The organism is Candidatus Syntrophosphaera thermopropionivorans, from assembly GCF_004353895.1.
GTDB lineage: Bacteria > Cloacimonadota > Cloacimonadia > Cloacimonadales > Cloacimonadaceae > Syntrophosphaera > Syntrophosphaera thermopropionivorans.
Genome location: NZ_SMOG01000035.1, coordinates 1 through 4,242, shown reverse-complemented (window position 1 = coordinate 4,242; position 4,242 = coordinate 1). Strand labels below are relative to the sequence as shown.

Genomic DNA, 4,242 nt, shown 5'->3' with positions numbered 1-4,242 from the left:
TACCAACTGAGCTATTCCCGCAAAGATATATTTTTTAGACTGAAAATAAGTCCTCAGATTTTTTGTCAAGCTCAAAACTCTGATTCACTGAATACTTCTGCTTCAAATCTAAAAAGCTGAGCCCGAGGATCCATCCAGTCTTTATCATTAAGACCAGCTTTCCGGCAGAGTTCTTTTAAATAGGTGGGTAAATCCCAGTTCCATTCTACAGGAACCTGAGGCAAAAATATTCCTGAACCATAAGGATGCTGGATATACAAACCATCTCTTCCAATGACAATTTCATCTATATTATTAACCGGTATGAGGTCTCCCAGGATAGAAATTTCTATTTCCAGTTCTGGTAATTCACTTTGTCTCAAAGGAGGGAAACGAGGGTCTTCAAATGCAGCTGCTTGTGCCATCTCTATCACACTATCTACTATGCTTTTATAGCCCTGAATATAACCTATGCATCCTCTTAATTGTCCGTGCTTGTTAAGGGTTACAAAGACACCTCTTTTTTCCTGCAATTCAGGATAAGTCGGTTTAACCGGAGGTATTCCAGTGAAACGATAGGCTATGGAATCTCTGGCTAATTTCAATAATGCTTTTTTAGCTTCATTACTTATGACCATTTTACCTCCTTATCTGTAAACCAAGGCACTTAAATATCCAACTACCTGGGTATTATCCCCTGTGACTTTTCCTGAATGGGTATAATGAATGACTTTTGCTTTGGCTTCAGGAATTTCTTTTACATAATAAAGTAGGGTGAGAATTCCGCCAATTCCACAGGCTTCACAGCTTTCAGAAACAATGCTATGCCATAGTTTTTCTGGATCAAGGGTCAGAAACTGTTCTGCAAAGACAGAATCCATTCTTTCTGCACGAGTAGCAGGATAGTAATGGGAAAGGTCACTGGAGACAATGATTCCAACTCTTTTCTCGGTTCCATTTATAGCGGATTTCAATCTTTGTGCCAGTTCCATTGCTACCTGAGGATAGGGTCTTCCAATCATAACAGGACAAATCTGAGCTTCAGGAAAGAAGTATTTAATAAACGGTAATTGGACTTCCATTGAGTGTTCCATTTCGTGATATCTAATCTGATTTGCAATATCAGGATTATCTTTTGTGAGTAAATCAAAAAGTTCTTCATCTTGATTAAGCATTCCTAAAGGAGTTTCATATTGCTCAAAAGGGGCAACAGAATAGTCAAAATGTATACCTTGATGACTGGGATGAAGGATAATAAAGCTATCAAAAGGTTGTTGAGAAATGTAGTGGAAGCCTTTAGCTGCACAAGCACCAGAATAAATATAACCTGCATGAGGCACCACTAATGCCAGAGCTTTTTCAGAATCAGGTGCAACTTTCTCTCCTGCAATCCACTGATTTATCATTGCTATAATTTGTTCTTTAAACCTTGGATAAAAGCTTCCCGCGTGACTCGTTCGTCTAATCATAATTTTTATTCCTCCTTCTTATAATTTAAATAAAATTTAGCTTTCAAACCATTAATAAATTCTTCCCATTCTTTAGTCTGTTCTTCGGGAATTTGAACCTTTAGTTCTGCTCTATTATCCCAGTTCTCTTCAATAATATGACCATTAAAGGAGGAAATTTTATATTTTAAAGGATTGATACCTTGATAATTCAGCTCCAGATGATAGGTAGAATAAGGGATAGCGGGAATTTTATTTGCTTTTAAAAGGGCAACCTGAACAGAACCTGAATAGGCTTTAGCTAAACCAGCTGTTCCCAGTTTTATACCACCAAAGTAGCGGGTTACAATTGCCAGTATATTGGTCATATTAGCGGAAAGTAGAGCATTTAATATTGGTTTTCCTGCCGTACCAGTTGGTTCACCTGAGTCAGAATAGAATTGGGTTTCTCGGTTGAAGCCAGAAATATAGGCAAAGCAATGATGAGTGGCATCGGGATATTCTTTTCTATGCTGACTGATAATGGATTCTGCCTCTTCAACAGAATCAATAGGGAAGAGGAATGCTAAAAACTCTGAATGTTTTATCTTTTGTCTGGAATTAACCGGTTCAGCAATGCTATAAAAGCTCATATTATTTTACTTTAGGGAGGTCTTGCCAGCGAGTGGTGTAAAATGGTGAAAGTTTTGCCCGTTTCATTTCCCAGTCTTTTTTTATACCAGAACTGGCAAAAAAGACCGTATCTCTACCCCAAACTCTATTCAGTTTATCTATAGCATCAATCAATTTTTTTCTTTTATCGTCCAGGTAGTTAGGTTCCAAAAAGTTAAGCGGTACATCTTTTTCATCTATAAGGTCAGTAAACATCACTCCTGCTTTTTTATATTCAAAACCAGGAAGATATACATCCCGCAAGAGTTCCAGACCAATCTTAATCAAATCCGGAGTGTAAGCAGTGGGAACGGAAAGTTTAGTCTGAGTTGAGTTATTGTATTGAGGTCCTTCCTTAAATCTATTGGTATTGAGGAAAACCATCATAAAACCAGCTACACTATGCTGATGGCGTAGTTTTTCAGCTCCACGGGTTATGTAAGTGGAGATTGCTTCTTCCAATTCAGATAAGTCGGATACCTGTTTACTGAAAGATTTAGAGCAGACGATGCTCTTTTTTGGGGAGGGTGCTTCTGCCAGGTCAATACAGGAATATCCTTGTAATTCCAGAACCGTTTTGTATCCTACTTTAGTGAGGTAGTGCAGAATAAAATCTTCAGGAGCATTGTGTAAATCCCAGGCAGTTTCAATTTTATTCTGGCGCAAAAATTTTGCATATTGTCTGCCAATACCCCAAATTTCCTCTACTGGTGTCTGTTTTAGAGCTTTTTCAATCTTTTCTGCTTCCATTAAAGCTAAAGAACCCTGGTATCCTGCAAAATGTTTGGCATAGTGATTAGCAATCTTGGCAAGAGTTTTACTGCGAGAAATTCCAACTGAAACGGGGATACCAGTGTATTTTTTGACAATGTGCTTTATTTGTCTTCCGTATTCTTCCAGATTAGAGATAGGAAGGTCATTCAATTTTAAAAAAGCTTCATCAATAGAGTAGATTTCAACCTCAGGAGAAAATTGATCTAATACTTCCATTACCCGGGAAGACATATCTCCATAAAGTGCGTAATTGGAAGAAAGAAGCACACCACCATTTTTCTGGATTAATCCCTCATATTTAAATCCGGGTGCGCCCATTGGAATCTTTAGAGCCTTCAGTTCGTTGGAGCGAGATACAATGCAACCATCATTATTAGATAAAACTGCTACTGGTTTTCCTTCCAGTGAAGGGTTAAATACCCGTTCACAGGATACATAAAAATTATTGCAATCCACCAGCGCAATGATATCTTTATCATTTAAGCCTTCTTTTTGCATTTTTCTCCTCCCTTTTACAATTTAGTGCAATTGCTTCTGCTGTCAATATGCTTTATAAAGGTCAAGGGTTTAAGTGATACAATACAGAAGATTTTCAATCCTTTAACTGAATTTAATTTAAATCAAAAAATATTCTGGTGTATTCATCCAAAATATCCGTTATTTTTAAGTTATAATCTTCTGGTCTGGGCAACAGATAGACCGAAAAGAAAAATTATAAAGCGAGAAATGAGTGGTAAAGGCAAAAAGTATCCCCCTTCACTTTCTTTCCCATAAGAGGGATATAATTGTCAACCACAATGGATGGTATTAGGGGAATAGCTTTGTCTGTATTCAGTTCTGTTTGATAGATTTGTTCAGGATTTTGATTATCTCTACCCCTATTGGTTCTATAGGAGTTAAACCATATTTGATAGGAAAAAGTTTTAGCCAGGAGTTCTGTTTCGTTATTTGGTTTTTCCGAAATAAAAAACTCCTCCTCAATAAGATTATGAAAGGACTCTACATCACTATTATAGGTGGGTCTTCGGTAAGGGATAAGCTTATGTCTTGCCTTATATTTTTCTGTTACTATCTTTTCAAAGAGAGTAAGTTTCTGACTATGAGGGTTAGTGAACTCTTTACCATTATCAGTTTGGATAGTAATAGTTTCGGGATTAATACCATAATTATGTAGAGAAAAAAGCAAATAATCAATAAAGATAGCAGTGGCAGTAGATGATTTCTCATGACTGTAAGACAGATAGGTAGCTCCAGTTTTATAATCTCTGGCGGTGATAAGATATTCCGGAAGATGGTGTTCCCATCTTTCTGATTTCGTATCTCGGAATATCAGTAAGATACTTTATATCCACCTGAAAACGACTAAACACTCTCTTCTGCTTCCTCACTT

Annotated in this window: 5 protein-coding genes and 1 tRNA gene (1 of these 6 only partly in view); all 6 read right to left on the bottom strand. The window is 37.1% G+C overall.

Going from position 1 to position 4,242, the window contains the following annotated elements; genetic code table 11:
- Positions 1 to 21: transfer RNA gene (locus tag E0946_RS07345), tRNA-Gly, on the bottom strand; it reaches 155 nt to the left of the window's first position.
- A 50-nt stretch (positions 22 to 71) separates the two neighbouring features.
- On the bottom strand, positions 72 to 617 hold the full coding sequence (amrA, locus tag E0946_RS06895; protein ID WP_133201737.1) for an AmmeMemoRadiSam system protein A: 546 nt from the start codon (positions 615 to 617) through the stop codon (positions 72 to 74).
- Positions 618 to 626: 9 nt separating this feature from the next.
- Positions 627 to 1,448, bottom strand: coding sequence for an AmmeMemoRadiSam system protein B (gene amrB, locus E0946_RS06890; RefSeq protein ID WP_133201736.1), 822 nt, complete (start codon positions 1,446 to 1,448; stop codon positions 627 to 629).
- 5 nt (positions 1,449 to 1,453) lie between these two features.
- Positions 1,454 to 2,059 (bottom strand): YigZ family protein, encoded by a 606-nt coding sequence (locus E0946_RS06885; protein WP_133201735.1) that lies wholly within the window; start codon positions 2,057 to 2,059, stop codon positions 1,454 to 1,456.
- Between the two features lies 1 nt (position 2,060).
- The gene (locus E0946_RS06880; RefSeq protein WP_133201734.1) at positions 2,061 to 3,350 is read right to left on the bottom strand and encodes a Y-family DNA polymerase; all 1,290 of its coding nucleotides are present in this window, start codon (positions 3,348 to 3,350) and stop codon (positions 2,061 to 2,063) included.
- A 214-nt stretch (positions 3,351 to 3,564) separates the two neighbouring features.
- Positions 3,565 to 4,038 carry a hypothetical protein gene (locus E0946_RS07425; RefSeq protein WP_243713777.1) on the bottom strand — a complete coding sequence of 158 codons (474 nt, stop codon included), beginning with the start codon at positions 4,036 to 4,038 and terminating at the stop codon, positions 3,565 to 3,567.
- Positions 4,039 to 4,242: the final 204 nt, after the last annotated feature.